Here is a 20,328-nt window from a genome sequence, read left to right as displayed (position 1 = left end):
ACATCATGACCAAGGTCGCGGTCGTTACCGGCGGAACCGCCGGAATCGGGCTTGCCACCGCCTACCTCTTCGCCCGGCGCGGCTGGGCGGTCGCGGTCATCGCCCGCGATCCGGAGCGCCTGCGGAGGACCGAGGCCGCGCTCGCGGCCTATGGCGGGTCCGTCCTGGCGATCTCGGCGGATGTGGCGGATGCGGCCGCAATCGACGCCGCCGCCGAGCGGATCGAGGGCGAGATCGGGCCGATCCGGGCCTGGGTCAACAACGCGATGGCGACCATCGTGAACCCGGCCGACCGGATCACGCCGGACGAGTACAAGCGGGTCACCGAGACGACCTATCTGAGCCAGGTCTACGGAACGCTCGCGGCCCTGCGCCACATGAAGCCGCGCAACCGGGGCGCCATCATCCAGGTCTCGTCCGGCCTCGGCATCCGCGCGGCGCCGCTCCAGGCGCCCTATTGCGCGGCGAAGTTCGCGGTCTCGGGCTTCACCGACGCCCTGCGCTCCGAACTGATCCACGACGCGGTCGACGTCTCCCTCAGCGTGGTCTACCTGCCGGCCGTCAACACCCCGCAGTTCAACTGGGCCCGCAACCGCACCGGCCACGGGCAGTACGCCCCCGACCCGGTCTACGATCCGCGCCTCTGCGCCGAGGCCATCGTCGCCACGGCCGAGAATCCGAGCCGCGAGGTCTGGGTCGGCCACAGCACGGTGATGATGGCCGCCGCCCAGGCCCTGATGCCGGGCTACGCCGATGCCAAGGCCGCCACGATGTGGTCGGCGCAGCTGACCGATGAACCGGCGCCCGACAAGGCCGGCAACCTCTTCGCGCCGGTGCCGGGCGATGTGGGCATCGACGGGCGCTTTTCGGACCGGACCAAGGCCACCCGCAGCGCCTATTGGACGAGCCGGGATCGCGACCTCCTCGTCGCCGGCCTGACCGGCGTGGTCGCCCTCGGCCTGTTCGGCGTCGCGGCGCTGGCCCGGGCACCGCGGCGGCTGTTGCGGAGGCCCTGAGCGCGGCGGCTCCCTCTCTCCCCCCGGACTGCGACCTGAGCGGCCCCGGTGAACCGGGTGCAGCTTTGGTGTCTTCTACGCTATAGCTGTTCCAAGGTTCCCTGATTCCGGGCACCGCATCGGACGAGGTTTCCTATGGAAGTCGACGCGCTCCTGCTCTCGCGCATCCAGTTCGGCTTCACCATGGCCTTCCACATCATCTTCCCGGCCTTCACCATCGGGCTGGCGAGCTTTCTCGCCCGCCTGGAAGCCCAGTGGCTGTGGACCAAGAACCCGATGTACCGGAACCTGTACCGGTTCTGGGTCAAGGTGTTCGCGGTTTCGTTCGGCCTCGGCGTCGTCTCCGGCATCGTGATGAGCTACCAGCTCGGCACCAACTGGTCGCGCTACTCCGACTTCACCGGCAACGTGCTGGGGCCACTGATCCAATACGAGGTCATCACCGCCTTCTTCCTCGAGGCGGGCTTCCTCGGGATCATGCTGTTCGGCTGGGATCGGGTCGGCGACCGGCTGCACTTCGTCTCGACCTGCATGGTGGCGCTCGGGACGCTGATCTCGGCCTTCTGGATCCTGTCCGCCAATTCGTGGATGCAGACGCCGGACGGCTTCGTCGTCGAGAACGGCCGGGCCATCGCCACCGACTGGTGGAAGGTGATCTTCAACCCGTCCTTCCCGATCCGCTATGCCCACATGGTGCTGGGCTGCTTCCTCACCACGGCCTTCGCGGTGGCGGGCATGTCGGCCTGGATGATCCTGCGCGGGCGCAAGGAACCGGCCGAGAAGGTGGCGGGCGCCCGGATCTCGCTGTCCATGGCCCTGTGGTTCGCGGTGATCTTCACGCCGATCCAGATCTTCGTCGGCGACAGCCACGGTCTCGCGGTGCTCAAGCTGCAGCCGACCAAGCTCGCGGCGATCGAGGCCAACTGGGACCGGCAGGCGAACATGCCCCTGCTGCTGTTCGCGATTCCCAACATGGAGGCGGAGAAGAACGACTTCGAGATCGGCATCCCGCGGCTCGGCAGCTTCATCCTCACCCACGACTTCTCGGGGGTGGTGCCGGGCCTGAAGGACGTGCCGCGCGACCAGCGCCCGCCGGTCTGGCCCGTGTTCTATGCGTTCCGCATCATGGTGGCGATCGGCATGGCCATGCTGGGCCTGAGCCTGTGGAGTCTCTACCTGCGCTGGCGGGGCACGCTCTACACGAACCGCTGGTTCCTCAGGGCGGCGATGCTGATGACGCCGTCCGGCTTCGGCGCCGTCCTGTTCGGCTGGTTCACCGCCGAGATCGGGCGCCAGCCCTACATCGTCTACGGTCAATTGCGGACGGCGGACGCGCATTCGCCCCTGACGGTCAATGCCGTGACGACCTCCCTGATCGCCTTCCTGATCGCCTACGCGTTCATCTTCGGCTTCGGCAGCTACTACCTCGCCAAGCTGTTGCGCAAAGGCCCCGAGCCCCTCGAGGAGGCCATGCGCGGCGGCGACGTGGCGCAGAAGCCCAAGCGTCCCCTCTCCGCGGTCAACGAAAGTCTCACCCCCGCCTGAGGGGCACCGTGGCCCGGCTCAGAGCCGGGCCACGCACTCGCTCTGGTGCTGGACCCGTCCGCGCTCGCCGCCCGACCGCATGGGGCTGGCCTCGACCACCGGAGCGAGCCCGAGGTGGCGCGCCAGGGCGACGAGGTCTTTCAGGCGACCGGTCTGGGTCTTCCGACGCAGGTTGAGGCGGTGGGTCTCCACCGTGCGCACGCTGAGGCTCAGGCGGCGAGCCACCTCCTTGTTGCTGAAGCCGGCGCTGAGGAAGCGCAGGATCTCGGCCTCACGCGGCGTCAGGCCCTCGCTGGCGGGCAGCACGGCCGGCGCTGGCGTCTCGGCGCCCCGCGCCTCGGATCGCGCAGCCAGGCTCAGGATGGCGCCGCACACGTCCCGCGGCGTCGCGCTGCGGGCCACGAAGGCGTCGGCGCCCGCTTCCACCAATTGGCGCAGCAGGTCGGCGCGCAGCAGGTCGAAGCCCACCAGGACGTTTAGGCCCGGCGCGCGCTCCTTGAGAGCCGCGATGTCGGCGGCAATCGAGGCCTCCGGCTGCGATCCGACGAAGACCAGGGCGACGCTCCGCGCCGGTGCGCGCGCGAGATCCGACTCACTTAAAGTCTGCAGACGCGGCTCATGTTCGATCACCGCTCGAAAGGTCGAGGCGAACCCGGATGGCTCATTGACGATCAAGACTCCGACGGCGTCATTCATGCCGCATTACTCCCCGTTGTCCCGCCACGACACACCGCGACGGCCCTTGGGAGAGTCAGATCAATTTCCGTTCCAGAGCTTTATTGACCAAACCTCGCGCGAAACCCCGTCGACCTGCTTCGAAACTCGCCTGAAATCCCGCATGACTGTGGTGAACGCTGTGCAGATGCCCCACCCTGGTCGCGGGCCTCGTCCCGCACTGGGACAGACGACGCGGCCGGATGGTTGGGAATTCCTCGGGCGCCGGCTCAGCCGGCACGGGCCAGGACGAGATCGGATGCGGCGCTGACGACGCGGTTGCGGCCGGTGGTCTTGGCCTCGTAGAGGGCGATGTCGGCGCGCTTGAGCAGCCCCTCGACGGTGTCGCCCTCCGACCATTCGCTGACGCCGAAGCTGCAGGTGAGGCGGATCGGCACGCGGCCGCCGCGGATGCGCAGGGCCTCCATGGCACGGCGCAGGCGGGTGGCGATGGCCTCGGCCTCGGTACCGGCCCGGTGCGGCAGGACGATCCCGAATTCCTCGCCGCCGAGGCGGCCGACGATTCCGTCCAGCGCCAGTTCGCGGCAGACGGCCTGGATGGCGGCATCGCCGACATCGTGGCCGTACTCGTCGTTGATGCGCTTGAAGTGGTCGATGTCGAGCAGGATCGCCGACATCTTGCCATGGTCGCCGACCCGCTCCGCGGCATCGCGCGACTTCTGCAGGAAGGCGCGGCGATTCAGGAGACCCGTGAGCGAGTCGGTCTCGGCCAGGCGGATCAGTTCGCTCTGCATCGTGGTCAGGCGCTCGGCGGCCCGCAGGCGGGCATGAAGCTCCTCCGGTCCCGGCGGCTTCTCGATGAAGTCGTCGGCGCCGCTGTCGAGGGCCTCGGCGAGGTTCCGCGCGTTGCGGGCGGACGACATCGTGATGACGTAGAGCGGGCGATTGGCCTCCGCCAGCAGACGGGCGGACCAGCACAATTCGAGGCCGCCCAAGGGCCGGACCTCGAGGCTGGTGATCAGCACCCGCACCGATGCGGTGTTCTCGACATAGTCGAGCGCTTCCGCCGAGTCGGTAAAGGCCGTGACGGTGTGGCCGTTGGGTTCCAGCAGGGCCGAGATCATCTTGAGCACGACCCGACTGGTGTCGACGAGGACGATATGCATGGCGTGGCCCGACCACCTTCACGGTTGTTGACGTGAGGATGACAGGAACAGATTAACCGCTTGCCAAAGCGTCCCGAGCCGAAACATCTTTCGTTCGTGGGCGGACAGCCCTGGCCGAGCCTATCGGTGCGAGACGCGAACCGGGATGACCCGCGCGCCGCCGCTCATCTCGGCTGCGGCGGGCGCAGCCTGGACGGAGGCCGGCCCGGTCTGCCGTGCGGGCTCCGACCAGCGGCCCCGGCGATCGCGGACCACAACCCTGGAGCGGCCCATCGCGGACCGGGACCGGATGGTTCCGCGAGCCTCGGCGCGCGGCGCTTCGATGACATAGACGGTCGGCGTGCCCGGGCGGGTGCTGCGGATACCCGCGACGGTCGGAATCCCGTAGGTGCCGTAGCCCCAGGCGCTCGGCACCAGCTCGCTCGGGCGGGGAACCCGCGTCAACGGTGCCCCGACATAGGCGCCCTCGATCAGCGCGCCGCCGTAGCCGTAGCCCTGGTCGTGCCCATCCGGGAAGGCCTGGCCGTAGGGCGAGCGGTGGCCATAGCCCGACGTTCCGGCGTACGCGACATCCTGGGCGCAGGCCGCGCCGGTCGCGGCTGCGAGAACGAGGGCCGCACCGAGGAGGCGGGCGCCGAGGGGCGCCGGCAGGAAGCGAGTGGTCATGGGGGGCCGAACTCCGACGCGCGCCGATTCGGAGGAAAACCACCCCATTCCACCGGTCGTTCCCGCCCCCTGCGCAACGGACACCGTCGAAGACTGCTTAGGGCGCGAGGCAAGGCGCGCCGAACGCAGCCCGGAACAGAAGCGGCCCAAGACAAAAGCAGTTCAGCACGAAACAGCAGTTCAAACGAAAAACCCTGCCGGGCGGCAGGGTTTCGGTGTCTCACGTCAAGAATCTCGGCCTCAGGTCTTGAGACTGGAAATTTTCAGCCCACCCCGTGGAGCCAATCCGCCTAACGGCAGGTGGTGACCCGGCGCACGATCCAGCCTTCGCCCTCGATCCACAGGCGTCGACGCGCGCGGCTGCAATTGACCGCCTCGTCCTCGGATTCCGTCACGGCCGCCACCGGTGTAATCGTCGGGCTGGAGCCGGAGGCCTTGGCCGGCCCCTGATCGGCCGCGGGTGCCGCCATGACGACACCACCGGAGACGCCGAATCCCATCAAGAAGAAAGCGCCCGCGAGTGCGGGCATCCGCAGTCGATTTGCCATCATCGGAAAGTCTCGCTCGCACATCCCTCGGTGGACGTGCCCTCAACGTGTCGGGTTTGCGCAACGGCCTGCGTTGCTGCTTGAACAGTTAAGTCGCGAGCGGGCTGAAGGGTTGCAGTCAAGAGACCTGCCGGAGCATAAATCGTTGCTCGGCAACGCCGAAATCTCAGGGCGTCGCCGTGACGGACAACATCGGCAGCGTGATCGCCAATTCGGTGACGGCGGCCCGCGGCGTGGCCCGGTCGGACACCACCAGCGCGCCCAGCCCGAGGACGAGACTGAAGGCCAGCAGGGCCGTCTCGATCCCGCGATAGAACCCGTCCATCTCACATCTCCGGCGCTGCGATGCCCGGCCGACCGCGCGGCCCCGCATCGCCCATGATCGCCCCGGGAGTGTGAGGGAACCGTAACCGAAGCGCGGTTCAGGCCCGCCCCAGCACCGCCATGTGGGCGAGGTCCGGTTCGGGCGGCTGCATCAGGGCGGCCGCCAGATGGGCTTCCAGCACGATGAGATCGCAATCCGGATCCGGCTCCCAGCCGCAGCGGCACCCGTTCGGGCCTTCATGAGCCTGAGCCACCTGGCGGTAGAGGGCCCCGACGACGCGGGCCGCCACCTCCAGGGCCGACATCGCCGGCAACGGCGCGCGGTTCAGGCTCTGCCAGAACGCCCGGCGCAGGGCCTCGTCGAGGTGACCCTCGGGCGACGCCGACTCGGCGCAGGCCGGCCTGGCCTGTCCGGCGACCGTCCGGGCGGCATCTCCACCGCTCACGCGCGCTCTCCCAATGCCCAGTTCGCAGGTTCCCAGGTCGCGGGTTCCAAGGTCGCGGGTTCCCAGGTCGCAGGTTCCCAGGTCGCAGGTTCCCAGGTCGCGGGCGCCCGATCGCTCATCCCCCGGCCCTCCGCCCGCGTCCGCCAGTGCGCCGGAACCAGCGCCGGGTCCGCCTCCGGCACGCCGGCCAGGGCGTCGATGATGTCGGTCAGGCGATGCAGCCGCAGGTCGAGGGCCGAGCCGTCCCACCAGGCGAGCCGCGCATAGCCGCGCATCCAGTCCAGCGTGCGTTCCATCGTCCTGCTCTCCCGGCGGCTTTTGTTCCGTGAAGGCAAGGTTTGAAAGCTGGCACTCGGCTTGGCAAGCAATTCAGACAAGATTGGAATTGATTGAATCTTGTATCATTCCAATATTCGGTCAGTTTTAATTTGGAGGCATTCCACGCGGGGAGAAAACGGGCCATCTTTCCGGCGCTTGCCCGGACGGACTTTGTCTCCGGCAGACTGTCGGCCCCGAACGATCAGCAGGACGGCCCCGGGCTCGGTCCGGCCGCCGCGCCGTCTCGTGCCGCACGGTACCTGCCACGCAGGCCTCAGGCCGATTCGGCCTTCGTCACAGGATCATCCGCATGATCATGAGGCCGAGGAGCAGACCGGCCAGGCCGAGCACCATCGAGCCCAGGATGTAGATGATCGCCGCACCGACCTCGCCGCGCTCCAGCAGCAGGATGCCGTCGAGCGCGTAGGAGGAGAAGGTGGTGAAGCCGCCGAGCACGCCGGTCGCGAGGAACAGCCGCATCGGCTGGCTGCCGCTGCGCATGGCGTACCACCCGGCGAGCACGCCCATCAGGATCGACCCGAGGATGTTGATGCCCATCGTGCCGTAGGGAAAGCTCGTGCCGAAGCGCAGGGCGGCGAGCCCGACACCGTGGCGGGCCATGCCGCCGAGACCGGCGCCGAGAAAGACGATGAGGAACCCCATGCGGCCGCGATCTCCCTGAAACCGGCAACCGGCCCGGATCGCTCGACAGCATACGCCCAAATTCCGCAGGTGCGTCGTCCGATCCCGGTTTGCCCCCGAGGTCCACAGGGTCGGTCCCGCTTTTTTCGCGTCGGCGGTTCGACGGTGGGAAAGTGGGAGACAGCAAGTGGGAGTTGGTGAGCAAGGGCCGGGAAGCGGGCGTTTTGCGGACAACGCATCGTTTCGGCGACAAGATGCGCTGCGGTTTATCTCGGATTAACCAAGTTGGGGCTGTAGTGGTCCCGTTAAGATTGATGTTTCCTCAACAGGCACCTTCATCCGATCCTGGTTTCGCTTAACCTTTTCTTCAGGTGTGCGCAGCTGGACCGGTGTCCGTTCGGGACTTGCGTATCCGAGTAGCGCCCGCATGAACGACGCTGTGTATCCGTACGGCCGCCGTCTCCGCCGCCCTCGCCGGCCGCGCGGTCGGGTGCTGCTCCAGACGTCCCTGGTCGCGCTGCTCTGCGGCGTCTTCCCGCGCCTGACCGCGCCGGAGGGGACGGTGCCCGCCGGACCGGGACCGTCCGTCCTGGCGGCGGTCCGCGCCCCCAGCGCCTCCGCGTGGATGCTCGACCCGACCCCGGCGCTCGGGGCGTCCGTGCCCCGGCTGGCGCAGGCTTTGCCGCTCGCCGCCACGCTGGTCCCGGCGGTTGCGCCCGCCACCGTGCTGGCGATGGTGACGCCGCGCGCCTTGCCGGCCACGCCGATGCGGGTATCCCAACCCGTGGCGCAACCCATGGCGCAACCCATGGCCCAACCGGTGGCCCAGCTCGTTCCCCTGCCGGTCCCGCGTCCGGCCGGGCTCCTGGCCCAGGTCCAGGCCCAGGTCCAGGTCCAGGTCCCGGGTCAGGCCGAGCCGGCCCGCTTCGCCCTTCGGTCCGAGCCGACCCTGCGCGCCCTGACGACGCGCCGGACCCGGACGGAGCGGGCGCAGGCCAATGCCGAGGCCGAGCGCTCGTTCTTCGACACGGTGTTCGGGACCCGCCGGGCGCCGGACCCGGAACCGCGCACCACCCTCGCCTACGCGTCGGTCGATCCGACCCTCGATCCGGGACCGCGCCGGATCATCGAGAGCAATCCGGGGGTGAGCGCCGGCACCGCCGTCTACGACATCACCGCCCGCACCGTGACGCTGCCGAGCGGCGAGCGGCTGGAGGCTCATTCGGGTCTGGGCGAGAGCATGGACAACCCGCGCCACGTCCATCGCCGGATGCGCGGCTCCACCCCGCCCGGCACCTACGACCTCACCGAGCGCGAGGCCCTGTTCCACGGCGTGCGGGCGATCCGGCTCAACCCGGTCGGCGGCAGCGCGGCGATCCACGGCCGCGACGGCATCCTGGCCCATACCTACATGCTGGGCCCGAGCGGGGCCTCCAACGGCTGCGTCTCCTTCCGGGACTACAACCGCTTCCTCCAGGCCTACCTGCGCGGCGAGGTCCGCCGCCTCGTGGTGGTGGCCGGACGCGGCGATGCGGGTCCGAGCTTCGCCGAACGCCTGTTCGGCCGCGCGACGCGCTGAGCGCCGCGCACCGGGGGGCACGCGGCTCTCGATCGTCGGGACGGACGGCGGTTCGCCGTCAGCCGATGATCTTGTCGATGGTGATCGGCAGGTCGCGGATGCGCTTGCCGGTGGCGTGGAACACCGCGTTGGCCACCGCCGCCGCCGTGCCGACGATGCCGATCTCGCCCAGGCCCTTCACGCCCATCGGATTGGCCCTGTCGTCCTCCTCGACGAAGATCACGTCGATGTCGAAGATGTCGGCATTCACCGGCACGTGATACTCTCCGAGATTGTGGTTCATGAACCGGCCGATGGTGTGGTCGAGCATGGATTCCTCCTCCAGCGCTGAGCCGATGCCCATCACCACGCCGCCGAGGATCTGGCTGCGCGCCGTCTTGGTGTTGAGGATCTTGCCCGCCGCGATCGCCGAGACGACGCGGGTGACGCGCACCACGCCGAGATCCTCGTCGACCTTCACCTCGGCGAAGATGGCCGAGTGGGTGTAGCCGGCGAAGTCCTGGGAATGGTTGGAATCGGGGCCGGCCGAGCCGGTGGCCTCGATCTTGTCCATCCCCGCCTTCGCCATCACCTCCGTGAGGGCGATGCTGCGGGACGGGTCGCCTGCCACCGAGATGCGCCCCTCCTTGAACACCGCGCGATCGAAATCGACGTTGGCGAGCGGCGAATCGTCGAGGCCGCGCGCCAGGGTGAAGACCTGGGCGGCGATCTCGCGACAGGCCTTCATCACCGCCGTGCCCGAGGAGGCCGCCGTCCAGGAGCCGCCGGCGATCGGCGCGTTGGCGAGCCTGGAATCGCCGAGCTTCGTCGTCACGTCCGTCATCGGCAGGCCGAGCGCATCGGCGGCGATCTGGGTCAGGATGGTGTAGGTGCCGGTGCCGATGTCGCCGGTCTGGTTGCCGACCACGAGCTTGCCGTCGGCCGTCAGCGTGGCCTGGGCGCTCGATTGCTGCATCAGCGCCTCCCAGATGCCGGTGGCCATGCCCCAGCCCACCAGTTCGCGCCCCTCTTTCATCGAGCGCGGCTCAGGGTTGCGGCCCGACCAGCCGAAGCGCTCGGCCCCCTCCGCATAGGCCGCGCGCAGGGATTTCGAGCTGAACGGCTTGTCCTGGGTGCGGTCCTTCTCGGCGTAGTTCCTGAGGCGCAGGTCGATCGGGTCCTGGCCCGTCGCGTGGGCGAGTTCGTCCATGGCGATTTCGAGGGCGAACACGCCCGTCACCGCACCCGGCGCCCGCATGTCGGAGGGGGTGTAGGTGTCGATCTTGGCCAGACGGTAATCGAGGGCGACGTTCGGGCAATCGTAGAGGATGCCCGACCAGTTCACGACCACCTCCTGGTAATCCTCGAAGCCGGAGGTGCCGGAGATCGCCTCGTGCCGGACGGAGGTCAGCGCCCCGTCGGCCTCGGCCCCGAGAGCGATGGTCTGGCGCACGTCGGGGCGGTAGCCGAAGGTGAACATCTGGTCGCGGGTCAGGGTCACCCGCACCGAACGCTCGAGTTCGCGCGCCGCCATCACGGCGAGGAAGAGCTGGTATTGCGGGCGAAGCCCCGAGCCGAAGCCGCCGCCGAGATAGGGGTTGAGGACGTGGACGTCGTCCTTCTTCATCCCGAACACGCCGGTGATGTAGCCGAGGCTGTTCGAGACGCCCTGGATCTTGTCGTAGACGGTGAGCTTGCCGCCGCCCTCCCAGACCACGGTCGAGGCGTGGGGCTCCATCGGGTTATGGTGCTCCACGGCCATGTGGTAGTGGTTGGTGAGCTGGACCGGCGCGGCCTTGTAGGCGCCGTCCGCATCGCCCCAGGGCGCCGGCGGCGGCTTGATGCCGGAGCGCTTCTTCGGCGGCACGTAGGCCACGTCCTCCAGGCTCCTGAGATCGGTGGTCGGCGCCTCGGCCTCGTAGGTGAGCTTGATCAGCGAGGCGGCGTAACGGGCCGTGCCGAAATCCTCGGCCACCACCAGGGCCACCGGCTGGCCGCTGTAATGGACCTTGTCGTCGTAGAGCGGCCGGAAGGGCGAGCCCGGAGGCGCGACCTGGTCCTGGTAATTGTAGTCGAGCCAGGCGGTGCGCGGCCGGTTCGCGTGGGTGAACACCTTGACGACGCCCGGCACCGCTTCGGCGGCGGCGGTGTCGATGGACAGGATGCGGCCGCGGGCGATGCCGCTCGACACCACGTAGCCGTGGGTCAGGTCGGGGGCGGCGAATTCGCCGGCATACTTCGCCTGGCCGGTGACCTTGGCCGGGCCGTCGACGCGGCTCTGCGCCGTGCCGACATAGGTGTCGGTGCCTGAGGTGCTGATGCTGTGGGCCATGAGGGTTCCTTCAGGCGATGCGCTTGTCGGACTGCGACTGCGGCGTGCCGGCGGCGGCCTGGGCGAGGCCGCGGGCAATGGCACGACGCGCGAGTTCGATCTTGAATGCGTTCTCGGATTGGGGCTGCGCCTCGGCCACCACGATGTCGGCGGCCGCTGCGAAGGTCTCCGCAGTGGCGGGCTTGCCGACCAGGAAGGCCTCGGCCTGCGCGTTGCGCCACGGCTTGTGGGCGACGCCGCCGAGCGCGAAGCGCGCGGACCGGATGGTGTCGCCGTCGCGCTTGATCACGGCCGCCACCGAGACCAGCGCGAAGGCGTAGGAGAGCCGGTCGCGCAGCTTCAGGTAGGTGTGGTGGGCGCCGAACTCCTCGTCGGGCAGATCGACCGCGAGCACGATCTCGTCCGCCGCCAGGGTAGTGTCCCGCTCCGGCGCGTCGCCGGGAAGGCGGTGGAAGTCGGCGAACGGAATGGTGCGCTCGCCCCCCGGGCCCGCGACCCGGACCTTGGCTTCGAGCGCGGCGAGCGCCACGCACATGTCGGAGGGGTGGGTGGCGATGCAGGACGGGCTCGTCCCGAAGATGGCGTGGATGCGGTTGACGCCGCCGATGGCGGAGCAGCCGGTGCCCGGCTCGCGCTTGTTGCAGGGCGTGGCGTCGTCATAGAAATAGTAGCAGCGGGTGCGCTGCAGCAGGTTGCCGCCGGTGGTGGCGGCGTTGCGCAGCTGCCCCGAGGCTCCGGCCAGGATCGCGCTCGACAGGAGCGGATAGCGAGCCTGGACCTGCGCGTCGTAGGCCACCGTCGAATTCGTCACCAGGGCGCCGAGGCTGAGGCCGCCGTCGCGCTCCTCGATCCGGTCGAGGGGCAGCCGGGTGATGTCGATGAGGCGCTCCGGCCGCTCGACATTGTACTTCATCAGATCGACGAGGTTGGTGCCGCCGGCGATGAAGCGGCTGTTGGCGCCCGCCGCGATGGCGCGCACCGCCTCGTCCACGGTGGTCGGGCGGACGTAATCGAAGCGGTTCATCGTGCGGCTCCCGCGTGCATCACGTCTTCGATCGCATCGACGATGTTGGTGTAGGCGCCGCAGCGGCAGATGTTGCCGCTCATCGCCTCGCGGATTTCTTCGCGGGAATGGGCGTGGCCTTCCGTCATCATCCCCACCGCCGAGCACAGCTGGCCGGGCGTGCAGTAGCCGCACTGGAAGGCGTCGTGCTCGACGAAGGCCGCCTGGAGCGGATGCAGGCCCTCCGCGCCCGCGACGCCCCCGCTCCCCGCAAGGCCTGCACTCCCGGCAAGGCCTTCCACGGTGGTGATGCTGGCCCCGTCCTTCATCACCGCCAGGGTCAGGCAGGAATTGATGCGCGTGCCGTTCACCAGCACCGTGCAGGCGCCGCACTGGCCGTGATCGCAGCCCTTCTTGGTGCCGGTGAGGTCGAGGTCCTCGCGCAACAGGTCGAGCAGCGTGGTCCAGGGCGCGACCTGAAGCGAACGGGTCTCGCCGTTGATCGTCAGGGTGATGCCGATGGTGTTCGCCGCATGAGGCGAACCACTTTCGATGAGCATGGCGGTATCCGTGACTTGCGGGCCGGGACAGGCACGGCACCGTTGGATTTCGAGACAGGGTCGCAGGGGCCGCGGCGGGGAAAAATCATCCGCCCCGGGCCGGTCCACTCGATAACAGTTCCAAAAAGCGGGTGTTCCCGCCGAGCGTGCACGGGCCGACACGGCGCACGGCTGACGGATACGTTGCGGTACGGCTCGACGATGCGACGATTGCTTCGGTGGAGGCTGGTTGCTCGGTGCTGCCCGGTTGCTGGGTCATGCCCGGTTGCTTGGCCCGGCTCCCTTGCGCTAACCCGGTTCCGACGCTCGCCTCCCCGTGAAGGACGCCCGATGACCGCGCTCGCCCCCGTTCTCAACGATATCGACCGCGACCTCGACAACGCCCTGGAGCGGCTCTTCGCCTTCCTGCGGATTCCCTCAATCTCCACGGACCCGGCCTTCGCCCCCCATTGCCGCACGGCGGCGGAGTGGCTGGAGGGCACGCTGACGGCCCTGGGCTTCGAAACGGCCATCCACGAGACGTCCCTGCACCCGGTGGTGCTGGCCCACGCCCCGAAGCCGGGCGCCCCGCACGTGCTGTTCTACGGCCATTACGACGTGCAGCCGGTGGACCCGCTGGCCCTGTGGGAGACGCCGCCCTTCGAGCCGCGCCTCGCGCTGAACGCCAAGGGCGAGAAGAAAATCGTCGGGCGCGGCGCCTCGGACGACAAGGGCCAGGTGATGACCTTCATCGAGGCCTGCCGGGCGCATCTGACGATGGAGGGCGAGCTGCCCTGCGGCGTCACCATCCTGATCGAAGGCGCGGAAGAGAACGGCTCGCAGGGCCTTCCCGAATGGGTCGCGGCCAACCGCGACAAGCTCGCCGCCGACATCGTGCTGGTGTGCGACACCAGCATGTGGAACCCCACCACGCCGGCCATCACCACCTCGCTGCGCGGCCTCGCCTATTTCGAGGTGACGGTGACCTGCGCCGACCGCGACCTGCATTCGGGCTTCTTCGGAGGCGCGGCGCGCAACCCGATCCATGTCCTGTCGAAGATCATCGCCGACCTGCACGATGTCGACGGAAAGGTCGCGCTGCCGGGCTTCTACGACGGCGTGCGCGAGACGCCGCAGGCGGTGCTCGACCAATGGCGCGGCCTCGACTTCACGCCGGAAACCTTTCTCGGTCCCATCGGCCTGTCGGAGCCGGCCGGCGAGCGCGGCCGCATGCTGATCGAGCTGATCCAGTCGCGCCCCGCCTGCGACGTCAACGGCATCATCGGCGGCTATACCGGCGAGGGCACCAAGACGGTGATCGCCGGTCAGGCCAGCGCCAAGGTCTCGTTCCGCCTCGTGGACGACCAGGACCCTGAACAGCTCGCCCGCACCTTCGAGGCCTTCGTGCGCGAACGCATCCCCGCCGACTGCTCGGTGGAGGTGATCTGCTACAAGGGCAGCCGCGCCATCAGCCTGCCGTTCGACATGCCCGAGCTCGAGACCGCCCGCGCGGCCCTGGCCGAGGAATGGGGCGTGCCCGCCGTGACCATCGGGGCCGGCGGCTCGATCCCAATCGTGGGCGACTTCAAGCGCCTGCTCGACCGCAACACCCTGCTCATCGGCTTCGGCCTCGACGACGACCGCATCCATTCGCCCAACGAGAAGTACGACCTGACGAGCTTTCACAAGGGCACCCGCTCCTGGGCCCGCATCCTGGCGGCTTTCGGCGCGCAGCGGACCGGCTGAAGCCCCCCCCCCCCCGCGTCCCCGTGGCGAGCGGTTTCGCACCCTGGAGTTCGGGCCGCCGCCTTCGGGGACGCGCGTGACGGGAATCGCTCGACGGCCATCGCCGGGCGCGACGGTGCCCCCTCAGAACCCGGCCGGTCCGGGAATCCTTGTGGTGACGAGGCGATCGCAGGGGGGTTTGGATGACCCTCGGCCGACCGACCTCCGCGCAATCACCCGCCCATCACATCCCAAGGCCGCATGACCGCCCCCCCCGACCACCCCGATGTCAGCGAGGCTCGCCTGTTCGCGGCCGGCAACGGCGTGCTGGTCTGTCGCTACCCCGTGGGCACGGACCTGCCGATTCCCCTCGGGATCGCGGGGCCGGCGGGCGTCGGCCTGCTGACCTGGGCCTTCACCGGCTTCGGCGCCGACGCGCGGGACCCGGCCGGACTGCTCGTCCTGGCGGATGCCGGGGCGGCCCTGGCGAAGGGCGGCACCTTGGTGCTGGCGACGCATTTCCGCGAGGTGGCCCTCACATGTCCGAAGCCGCGCCCGGTCGCCGAGCTGACGGCGCCCGCGCGCGCGGCCCTGGCGGGCGCCGTGCTCGCGGCGGTGACGCCGGCCACCCTGGACGCCCTGGCGACGCTGTTCCCCCTCCTGGCCCCCGCCTTCCTGGAAACGCCGGTGCCGGACATGCCGGCGCGGGACATGCCGACGCGGGACGCGGCGCCCCGCCTCGCCATCGCGCGCGACAGCGACAGCCAGGCCACGCTCTCGGGCTCCGGGGTGCCGAACTATCTCCTGGTCCGGGCCGGGACGACGTGGAGCTGCGCGCGGGTGGTGCGGGCCGACCTGCGCTTCGGGCCTGCGCCGGAGACGCGCCTCGGCCTGGAAACCGTCTGGGGCAATCCCCGGGACCTCGCGGTGGCGCAGGCGCTCCTGCTCGGAACCGGCAGCGTCACTCCGGCCACGATCGGGAAGCCCCGCGGATGAGCCCCCCTGCGATCCTCGTGGTGGCGCCCATGCCGGCCTTCCCGACCAGCGCCGGCAATCGGCGCCGGCTGTTGACCACCTGCCTGTCCCTCCAGCGCGGCGGCTTCGCCATCGACCTCGCGACCTACGCCCACGAGGATCAGATCTACCGGCGCTTCGGGCAGCACCCGCCCACCGACGAGGCCGAGGCGGCGGGACTGTTCCGGCACACCTTCCGGATCGAGCCCCAGGGCACGATCCCGCTCACCACGCGGGCGCGCGGCTTCGGCATCGACGATTGGTGCCCCGACGCGGTCGGCGCCTTCGTGGCCTGGTACGGCCAGGCCTATCCCGAAACCCGCGCGATTCTGGTGAACTACGTGTTCCTGTCGCGGGCGCTCGAAGCGGCGCCCCCGGGCATGCTGAAGCTGATCGACACGCATGACCGCTTCGCCGACCGGCAGCGCCAGTACCGGCCGTTCCGGGCCGAGCCGAACTTCTTCTACACCGACCGGGCCGGCGAGGCGGCCGGCCTCGCCCGCGCCGACATCGTCCTGGCGATCCAATCCGAGGAGGCCGCCTATTTTCGGACCCTCACCGACCGGCGCGTCCACCTCCTGCCGCCCCGCTTCCTGGCCCGACGCCCGTTCGCGGCGCCGACCCGGCTGACGCGCATCGGCTTCCTCGGCCACGGCAACGACCCGAACCTGTTCTCGATCCGGCATTTCGCCGCCGCCTGGAGCGCGGATTGGGTGCCGGGGCGGCCCGAACTCGTGATCGCCGGCGAGATCAGCAACAGCCTCGGCCCGGCCACATCGCCGGGGGTGATCCGCGCCGGCTACGTCCCGCGGCTGGAGGACTTCTACGACGACGTCGACCTCGTGGTCGCCCCGATCCTGATGGGCAGCGGGCTGAAGATGAAGGTCGCCGAAGCCCTGTCCTTCGGCAAACCGGTCATCGGCACCGCTCTCGGCTTCGAGGGCTTCGACCCGGTGGCGCCGGCCCACCGCCTACAGACCGGGCAGGCGGTCAAGGACATGGTCCTGGCGCTGGCCTCGGACGCGACCGGACTCGCCGCGCTGACCCGTGCCTGCGAAGCTCTATTTGCCGGCTACAACAAGGGAGCCGAGCAGGCGGAAACCGATTTGCTGGCCATGCTTCCCGCCTGGGACGCGGACACATCCGGCCCGGACGAGCCGGCGTCGAGCGATCCCGCGCAGCCGGCCACCTTCGTCGCGTCCAGCCTCGTGTCCATGCCCCTCCGGCACGGACGTCTCGCCTGCGAGACCTCGCTGCGGTCGGACCTCCGCGACCATCCCGATCTCGGGCGGCTGATCGCCACCGAGCGCGCCGGACCGCCGGGCGCCGCCCCCTACACCCCCTTGCGCCGGCGCTGGTTCGCCAGGGCCGGTGCCGGATCATCGGGGACCGACCGAGGGATCGACCAGGGGACCAGTCCAGAGACCGGCCAAGAGACCAGCCAAGAGACCGGCCTTGCCGGGCTCCACCTCGCCCTGTCGCCGGAATGGGTCCGCGAGCGGCGGCTGCCCCCGCCCCTCCGGGCCGAACTCGCGGCCGAGCTGGCGGATGTCGCCGCGGATTGGGAGGCCGAGGCGCGCCTCGTCGGCCTGACCGGAGAGGGGGCGCTGCTCGCCCTATCGCTCCCGCGCCACCTCGCGTTCGGGACTCACCCCAACGCGGCTTTCCAGATCGGGGCGTCGACGCGGGAGATCACGTTGCAACGCGTCACCTCTTTGAATACCAGCCTGGGTCTTCTGTATACCACGGCCCGTGCGGACCTTCCGGGCGCCCCCGCCGCCCTGACCTTCGCGGGCCTCGAGCCCGTCCACGCGGGTCCGTCTAAGATCCTGTTCCTGCACGACGATCTCATCGGGCGGATCACCATCCTGTCCGAGATCGCCTCGGCAGAGGAACCCCTGCCATGATGGCTGCCCCCGACATCCTCGACGCGCCCTCCGGCCGCAAGGCGGCCCTGGTCGAGGGCGCCCTGATCTGGAACGCCTTGTTCCTCAACGACATACGCCTCGCGTTCCGGCCCGAGACCGAGCCCCTGGTCTCGGTCGTCATGGTCTCGCGCGGGGCCCGGCACCTGCTGGCCTGGACGCTGGCCAAGCTCGCCGCGCAGCAGGCCTTCGCCGGCCCGGCCTTCGAGGTGATCCTGATCGACAACGCCTCCGATCCGGAAACCCGGGCGCTGTTCGGCCGGATCGACGGGGCGCAGATCCACCTCAACGACGAGAACATCGGTTTCGGCCCGGCCTGCAACCAGGGCGCGGCCAAGGCGCGGGGCCGGTACCTGCTGTTCCTCAATCCCGATGTCGACCTGATGCCCGGCGCCCTGGCGGCCCTGGTGGCGACCTTCTCGGAATCCGACGATATCGGCATCGTCGGCGCCCGGCTGGTGTTCCCTGGCGGCATCCTGCAGGAGGCCGGCGCGGGCTTCCAGGACGATCCGCAGCTCACCCATCCCCATGGGCGGGGCGGTCTCGACCCCTTCGCTCCAGAGGCCTCCTACACCCGCGACGTCGGCTACGTCTCCGGGGCGGTGCTGATGATCGAGGCCGCACTGTTCACCACGCTCGGCGGCTTCGACGACTGGTTCGCGCCGGCCTATTTCGAGGATACCGATCTGTGCCTGCGCTGCCAGCAGGCCGGGCGGCGCGTCGTCTATCAGCCGCGCAGCATCGCGATCCACGTGGAGAGCGCCACCAGCGTCCGGCGCGCCGACGTCGAAGCGTTGCTCGACCGCAACCGCAGCCGCTTCCGCGAGCGGCATCGGGGCTGGCTGTTCGGGCAGGGGCCGGCACGCACCGGGTTCGGACCCCGCGACGACGCGCCCTTCGCCCTGCGCATCCTCTATGTCGACGACCGGGCGCCACACCAGGATCTCGGGGCCGGGCTGCCGCGCGCCAACACCATCGTCAACGCGATGGCGGATCTCGGCTACGCGGTGACGGTGTGTTCGGTCTACGGCGAGCGCGAGGAACCGGCGCGGACCTACCGTGACCTTTCCGATCGGATCGAGGTGATCGAGCCCTGTGGGCGGGAGGGTTTCCGACGCCTCGTCAGCGAACGCGCCGGTTTCTACGATGTGCTCTGGGTCAGCCGTCCGCCGCATGTCGGCATGGTCTGCGAGGTCCTGCACGACCTCGGCTTGAGCCCCCGGGATGTCGGGCGCTCCCGCGTGGTGTTCGACTGCGAATCTCTCTACGCCCTGCGCGACTTCGTCATCGCTACCCTCAAGGGCCGACCGGCCCCGGGACCGGCGCTGGCTCGAGCCACGACACTGGAACTCCGGCCGGTTGCGGCGGCCGACAACGTGGTCTGCGTCTCGCCCGCCGATGCGCGGCTGCTCCGGCACGCCGGCATCGCCGATCCTGTCGTGCTCGGCCATCTCCACGCAACGCATCCAAATCCCCCCGGCTTCGCGGCCCGCGCGGGCTTCGTCTTTATTGGCTCCCTTTCCCGCGAGGGAGAGCCCAACATCGATTCCCTCGACTGGTTCTTTGGAGAGGTCTGGACTCCTCTACGGACGCTCCTGCCGGAGGCGCGCATCACCATCATCGGCACCGTCGCGCCGTCCATTGCCGAGCGGCTGACCCGGCCCGGCGTCACCGTGCTGGGTCGGGTCGACGACATCGGTCCCGCGCTTGATGCCGCCCGCGTCGCCGTGGCGCCGACGCGCTTCGCCGCCGGCATCCCACACAAGGTGCTGGAGACCGTGACACGTGGCCTGCCGAGCGTCGTCACGCCTATCCTGGCCGGGCAGATGGGTTGGCCGGACGGCACGGGGTACCGGGTCCATGATTGGCACGATCCACCAGGCTTTGCCGAGACGCTGGCGCAGCTGCACCAGACCGAGTCCGCTTGGACCCAGGTTCAGCAGAACGGCCTCGCCCAGCTCGCCCGCGAGGACGATGCCGAGACCTTCGGTGCGGTCCTGCGCCGCCTGTGCGAGGCGCCGACCTTCACATGACGATCCCGCTGCCGCCCCGCCTCATCCGGATCGCCACCACTCTGTTCCGCCGGGTGATCCTGGGGCGCGTGCCCCGTCTGTTCGACGCCGGTTACTACCGGACCCAGCATCCGGACGTGGCCCGCTCCGGCATCGACCCGTTCCTGCACTACGTGTGGCGCGGGGCGGCGCAGAACCGCGACCCCAGCGCCGATTTCGACACTGCCTTCTACAAGCACCAGAGCGGCCGCATCCGCCTCGACCCGGTGCGCCACTACCTGCGCTTCGGCGCGAAGGCCGGCCTTGATCCGAACCCGAATTTCAGCACCCTGATGTATGTGGCGCGCTATCCCGATATCGGGGCCGCTGGGGTCAACCCCCTGCTGCATTACCGCCAGGACGGCCGGGCCGAGGGCCGGGTCGCAGCCCCCTCTGCATCGCAGCCAGAGGAATGGGTGCCCTTCCAGGGAGTGCGGGAAGCCCATCGCTGGGTCTATCCGGCGCAGGGTTCGTCGCGTTTCAGCGTGACCCTGCGACGGGACGTGCCGGCCACCGCCTGCCCCACCGCCCTGCCCCGCCTCTGCCTCGTGCTGACCCTGGACGGAGCCGAAATCGACGGGCTGGTGCAGAGCTTCGACGCCTTCGCACATTCGGCGGCCGATGCGATCACGCTGACGGTCGACACCACCCTTCGACCGCATCCACCGCGTCCCACCCTGGTGCTCGCCCTGGAGCATGCCTTCCACGGACCTGGACCGGGCGGGACGATCCAGCTGCGCTACGCTGAGGCACGGATTTGGGACGTGGTGCCAGAACGCCCGCACGTGTTGCGGATCTGCCCAGCCGGCGCGCTGTCGATCCAAGTCCTCTGAAG

At 69.6% G+C, this 20,328-nt stretch carries 19 protein-coding genes; 8 read left to right on the top strand and 11 right to left on the bottom strand.

The window, feature by feature from the left end:
* Positions 1-5: 5 nt before the first annotated feature.
* Positions 6-1,016: an SDR family oxidoreductase gene (locus tag J7U37_RS06110; protein WP_247635134.1), complete on the top strand. Its 1,011-nt coding sequence runs from the start codon at positions 6-8 to the stop codon at positions 1,014-1,016.
* Positions 1,017-1,151: 135 nt separating this feature from the next.
* Positions 1,152-2,561, top strand: a complete 1,410-nt coding sequence (locus tag J7U37_RS06105; RefSeq protein ID WP_056182457.1) for a cytochrome ubiquinol oxidase subunit I — start codon at positions 1,152-1,154, stop codon at positions 2,559-2,561.
* A gap of 18 nt (positions 2,562-2,579) precedes the next feature.
* On the opposite strand, the gene J7U37_RS06100 is transcribed toward J7U37_RS06105, so the two are convergent.
* The 8 genes from J7U37_RS06100 to crcB form a co-directional block, all read right to left on the bottom strand.
* Entirely contained in the window at positions 2,580-3,257 is a 678-nt protein-coding gene (locus J7U37_RS06100) for a response regulator transcription factor (RefSeq protein WP_247635133.1), read from the bottom strand.
* 248 nt (positions 3,258-3,505) lie between these two features.
* Positions 3,506-4,402 (bottom strand): diguanylate cyclase, encoded by an 897-nt coding sequence (locus tag J7U37_RS06095; RefSeq protein WP_056485421.1) that lies wholly within the window; start codon positions 4,400-4,402, stop codon positions 3,506-3,508.
* Positions 4,403-4,522: 120 nt separating this feature from the next.
* Positions 4,523-5,068 (bottom strand): hypothetical protein, encoded by a 546-nt coding sequence (locus J7U37_RS06090; protein WP_247635132.1) that lies wholly within the window; start codon positions 5,066-5,068, stop codon positions 4,523-4,525.
* Positions 5,069-5,358: 290 nt separating this feature from the next.
* On the bottom strand, positions 5,359-5,538 hold the full coding sequence (locus J7U37_RS06085) for a hypothetical protein (RefSeq protein WP_247635131.1): 180 nt from the start codon (positions 5,536-5,538) through the stop codon (positions 5,359-5,361).
* Between the two features lie 244 nt (positions 5,539-5,782).
* Positions 5,783-5,941 (bottom strand): hypothetical protein, encoded by a 159-nt coding sequence (locus J7U37_RS06080; protein ID WP_200935887.1) that lies wholly within the window; start codon positions 5,939-5,941, stop codon positions 5,783-5,785.
* 97 nt (positions 5,942-6,038) lie between these two features.
* Entirely contained in the window at positions 6,039-6,386 is a 348-nt protein-coding gene (locus J7U37_RS06075) for a hypothetical protein (RefSeq protein WP_056182471.1), read from the bottom strand.
* On the bottom strand, positions 6,383-6,682 hold the full coding sequence (locus J7U37_RS06070; protein ID WP_247635130.1) for a hypothetical protein: 300 nt from the start codon (positions 6,680-6,682) through the stop codon (positions 6,383-6,385). Before J7U37_RS06070 ends, J7U37_RS06075 begins: the two co-directional genes overlap by 4 nt.
* A 316-nt stretch (positions 6,683-6,998) precedes the next feature.
* Positions 6,999-7,367 carry a fluoride efflux transporter CrcB gene (crcB, locus tag J7U37_RS06065; protein WP_056182479.1) on the bottom strand — a complete coding sequence of 123 codons (369 nt, stop codon included), beginning with the start codon at positions 7,365-7,367 and terminating at the stop codon, positions 6,999-7,001.
* Positions 7,368-7,773: 406 nt separating this feature from the next.
* Between crcB and J7U37_RS06060 the strand changes: the two genes are divergently transcribed.
* Positions 7,774-8,925, top strand: a complete 1,152-nt coding sequence (locus J7U37_RS06060) for a DUF2778 domain-containing protein (protein WP_247635129.1) — start codon at positions 7,774-7,776, stop codon at positions 8,923-8,925.
* A gap of 58 nt (positions 8,926-8,983) precedes the next feature.
* Here J7U37_RS06060 and J7U37_RS06055 read toward each other — a convergent pair whose 3' ends face one another.
* The 3 genes from J7U37_RS06055 to J7U37_RS06045 are packed head-to-tail and all read right to left on the bottom strand — an operon-like array spanning position 8,984 to position 12,799.
* Positions 8,984-11,236 carry a xanthine dehydrogenase family protein molybdopterin-binding subunit gene (locus J7U37_RS06055; protein ID WP_247635128.1) on the bottom strand — a complete coding sequence of 751 codons (2,253 nt, stop codon included), beginning with the start codon at positions 11,234-11,236 and terminating at the stop codon, positions 8,984-8,986.
* Between the two features lie 10 nt (positions 11,237-11,246).
* A complete protein-coding gene (locus tag J7U37_RS06050; protein WP_247635127.1) occupies positions 11,247-12,260 on the bottom strand; it encodes a xanthine dehydrogenase family protein subunit M in 1,014 nt (337 codons plus the stop codon).
* Positions 12,257-12,799: a (2Fe-2S)-binding protein gene (locus J7U37_RS06045; protein ID WP_247635126.1), complete on the bottom strand. Its 543-nt coding sequence runs from the start codon at positions 12,797-12,799 to the stop codon at positions 12,257-12,259. Before J7U37_RS06045 ends, J7U37_RS06050 begins: the two co-directional genes overlap by 4 nt.
* Before the next feature lie 330 nt (positions 12,800-13,129).
* Here J7U37_RS06045 and J7U37_RS06040 point away from each other — a divergent pair, with 330 nt between their 5' ends.
* From J7U37_RS06040 to J7U37_RS06020, 5 genes are all read left to right on the top strand, one after another.
* Entirely contained in the window at positions 13,130-14,524 is a 1,395-nt protein-coding gene (locus J7U37_RS06040) for a M20/M25/M40 family metallo-hydrolase (RefSeq protein WP_247635125.1), read from the top strand.
* A 240-nt stretch (positions 14,525-14,764) separates the two neighbouring features.
* Complete coding sequence (locus tag J7U37_RS06035) at positions 14,765-15,499, top strand: hypothetical protein (protein ID WP_247635124.1); 735 nt, start codon at positions 14,765-14,767, stop codon at positions 15,497-15,499.
* Entirely contained in the window at positions 15,496-17,424 is a 1,929-nt protein-coding gene (locus tag J7U37_RS06030; RefSeq protein ID WP_247635123.1) for a glycosyltransferase, read from the top strand. The genes J7U37_RS06035 and J7U37_RS06030 overlap by 4 nt, the downstream gene beginning before the upstream one ends.
* The gene (locus J7U37_RS06025) at positions 17,421-19,475 is read left to right on the top strand and encodes a glycosyltransferase (protein WP_247635122.1); all 2,055 of its coding nucleotides are present in this window, start codon (positions 17,421-17,423) and stop codon (positions 19,473-19,475) included. Before J7U37_RS06030 ends, J7U37_RS06025 begins: the two co-directional genes overlap by 4 nt.
* The gene (locus tag J7U37_RS06020; protein WP_247635121.1) at positions 19,472-20,326 is read left to right on the top strand and encodes a hypothetical protein; all 855 of its coding nucleotides are present in this window, start codon (positions 19,472-19,474) and stop codon (positions 20,324-20,326) included. Before J7U37_RS06025 ends, J7U37_RS06020 begins: the two co-directional genes overlap by 4 nt.
* Positions 20,327-20,328: the final 2 nt, after the last annotated feature.

This window comes from Methylobacterium sp. 37f (genome assembly GCF_023093475.1).
Classification (GTDB): Bacteria; Pseudomonadota; Alphaproteobacteria; order Rhizobiales; family Beijerinckiaceae; genus Methylobacterium.
Note: the sequence above shows the minus strand (reverse complement) of the source record. Positions and strands in the feature narration are given on the sequence as shown.